This is a genomic window from Pseudomonas sp. GM24, assembly GCF_000282235.1.
Classification (GTDB): domain Bacteria; phylum Pseudomonadota; class Gammaproteobacteria; order Pseudomonadales; family Pseudomonadaceae; genus Aquipseudomonas.
The window spans coordinates 1-2,288 of sequence record NZ_AKJR01000368.1 but is presented as its reverse complement, the minus strand read 5'-3'; the positions used below and the strand labels follow the sequence as shown (position 1 = coordinate 2,288).

At 57.8% G+C, this 2,288-nt stretch carries 2 protein-coding genes; both read right to left on the bottom strand.

Translation table 11 applies throughout. The annotated features are described in order from the left end of the window. Positions 1-1,225: type VI secretion system tip protein TssI/VgrG (gene tssI / locus PMI23_RS28425; RefSeq protein ID WP_007950322.1), on the bottom strand; the 1,225-nt coding region annotated here is incomplete at its 3' end. A 131-nt stretch (positions 1,226-1,356) separates the two neighbouring features. Continuing rightward, positions 1,357-1,872 carry an Hcp family type VI secretion system effector gene (locus PMI23_RS28420; protein ID WP_007919523.1) on the bottom strand — a complete coding sequence of 172 codons (516 nt, stop codon included), beginning with the start codon at positions 1,870-1,872 and terminating at the stop codon, positions 1,357-1,359. Between the last annotated feature and the right edge of the window lie 416 nt (positions 1,873-2,288).

Genomic DNA, 2,288 nt, shown 5'->3' with positions numbered 1-2,288 from the left:
TCTTGTCGTCGGCCTGGCCTTCGCGGTCCCAGTGGAATTGCACTTTGACGCGGCCGTATTCGTCGCAGTGGATCTCTTCGCCTTTCGGGCCGGTGACCACGGCGCTCTGGCTGCCGAGGATGCGCGGTTTCGGGTGGCGCAGGGGCGGGCGGTTTGGCACGTCCCACGGCGTGGCCTGGAAGCGGTTGCGGTAGCCCTGGTGAAAATCGTCTTTCAGCGCGGTGGTGTCGCTGGTCACCGACTCTTCGAGCACTTGCGGCTGCTTGCCTTCGTGGAGGACTTCGGTCAGCAACCAGAGGTCATTCCATTTGGCTTTCGGGTGCGCGGTCAGCGCGAGGAAGTGGCCGCTGACCAGCAACGGTTGATCACTCTTGCCTTCAGCCAACTGGAAGTCGCTGCGATGACGTTCGAGGGCGCGTTTGGCCAGGTGTTTGCCGCGCTCGCGGTCGATGAAACGACCTGGGTAATCGTAGTCTTCAAGGTCGGGCAGGGCGTCGCCACGGTTTTCGCTTTCGAGGGTAATGCGCGGTTTTTCGAAGTCGTAATCGCGGCGGGTGGCGCGGGTGGTGCGGGTTTCCAGACGCAGGTTGAAACGCTTGATCACCGGTTTGTCGGCGGCCATGCCGGAGTCTTGCTGGTAGGCCACAGGCTTGAGTTTCGGGAATACCGTCTGGTCATCGCCGAACACCAGTTTGTGCGCCGTCGCCGTGTGCTGGAAGTGGTAGTGAATACCCTCTTCCTCGCACAGGCGCTGGATGAAATGCAGGTCCGATTCATCGTACTGCACGCAGTAGATGCGCTCGGGATAGATCGAACCAGTCTTGAATTCGTAGGCGTTGCTTTGGATACCGTGCTCTTCGAGAACCATGCCGATGATTTTCGGCACCGTGAGGTTCTGGAAGATGCGTTGATTGACGCGATGCGCCAGGTACGCCAGTTGCGGGCGCAGGGTCACTGAATAACGGGTCAGGCGTTTGCCCGAGTCACCTTGCGCGGCGCGATAGATCTGGCCGTGGATGCCGCTGCCGTCGGGCGACAGTTGCAGGAAGGCCGGTTTGTGCAGCAGGGTTTCGAGGTCCAGCGACGGCTGCTCACTGACCAGCTCCACCTCGAAGACAAAAGGCTGGCTGATGGCTTCCCGACCGGTGAGGGTAAACACTTGGAAATCGGCGGAAAGACCTTCGATGGTCAGGGCAAAGTGGGTTTCATTGGCCGGCGCGAACATCCCTTGTTCCTCGTGCTGTACAGCGGCGTTCGTCGACGACCGCAAAGCGGCTCAACGTACGCGAAATTCTGGAGGGGCGTAAACAACATCGACCAGCAGAGCTGGCCGATGCTTGTAACGATCAGCCGTAATTAAACGACTGGAGCACGCCAGTCATCGGAACCCGAAGTACCGGATACTTCGTGGGTCCAGGTGATTTTACGGTAGGTGAACTGCACTTCTTCCAGGTGGGTGAAGTGCGAGTTGCCTGGATCCTGGCAGTTGTGCATTTTGTTGTTGATGGCGACGATGATCGCGTCTTCCAGTTTGGTGGTGTAGTAGTGCTCTTGGGTGCCTTGAGCAGAAGTACGGAACCACTGGATAACGATTTCGCTCATGCGCTCGCCGGAGGTCAGAGCGGCTTGCAGCAGAGGCGAAGCTTTGTCGTAGACCTTGGTGATCACAACTGGCTTGTGAACGCGCTGACCGGTTGGCTGACCGGATTGTGGGTCACGCGGGATGATCACGTCGTGGCTGAAAGCCTGAACCATAACCTGGTCTTCGTGGCCTTCTTGGTAGGTGTTGCCTACGGAGTCAGCGGTGAAAGCGCCTGCAGTGATCAGGCCTTGTTTTTCGCCGGTAACCGACATGTACGCTGGTGTTGCCATGGGGTGCTCTCCTTGCGGAATAATTTAAGGTGCCCGGGAGGCGAAATCGCCCGGTGGGTGCCTGACTGTTATCAAGGAGCGTGCCAACAATTGTGGCAGCCATACGGGCCGGGGTGTTTGTCTGATTCTTCAGCTGCTTGTGCGAAATAAAGCGCTCGCTCAAGGCAAAAGTGCGCAAGAAGTTGCGCAGTGCTGCGCAACTTCTTGCGCACTTGGCTGCAGGCCTTGTACGACGGTGCTTTCAGAGGTTTTTTCGGTCGATTTTGCAAAACAAGTGCGCAACTTCTTGCGCACAATGGCCACACGCCATCATTTGGTCGAGGCGGCTGCTTAAAACTTTTAGATCAAAAGATCGCAGCCTTCGGCAGCTCCTACATTTGGAATGCATTTCCACTGTAGGAGCTGCCGAAGGCTGC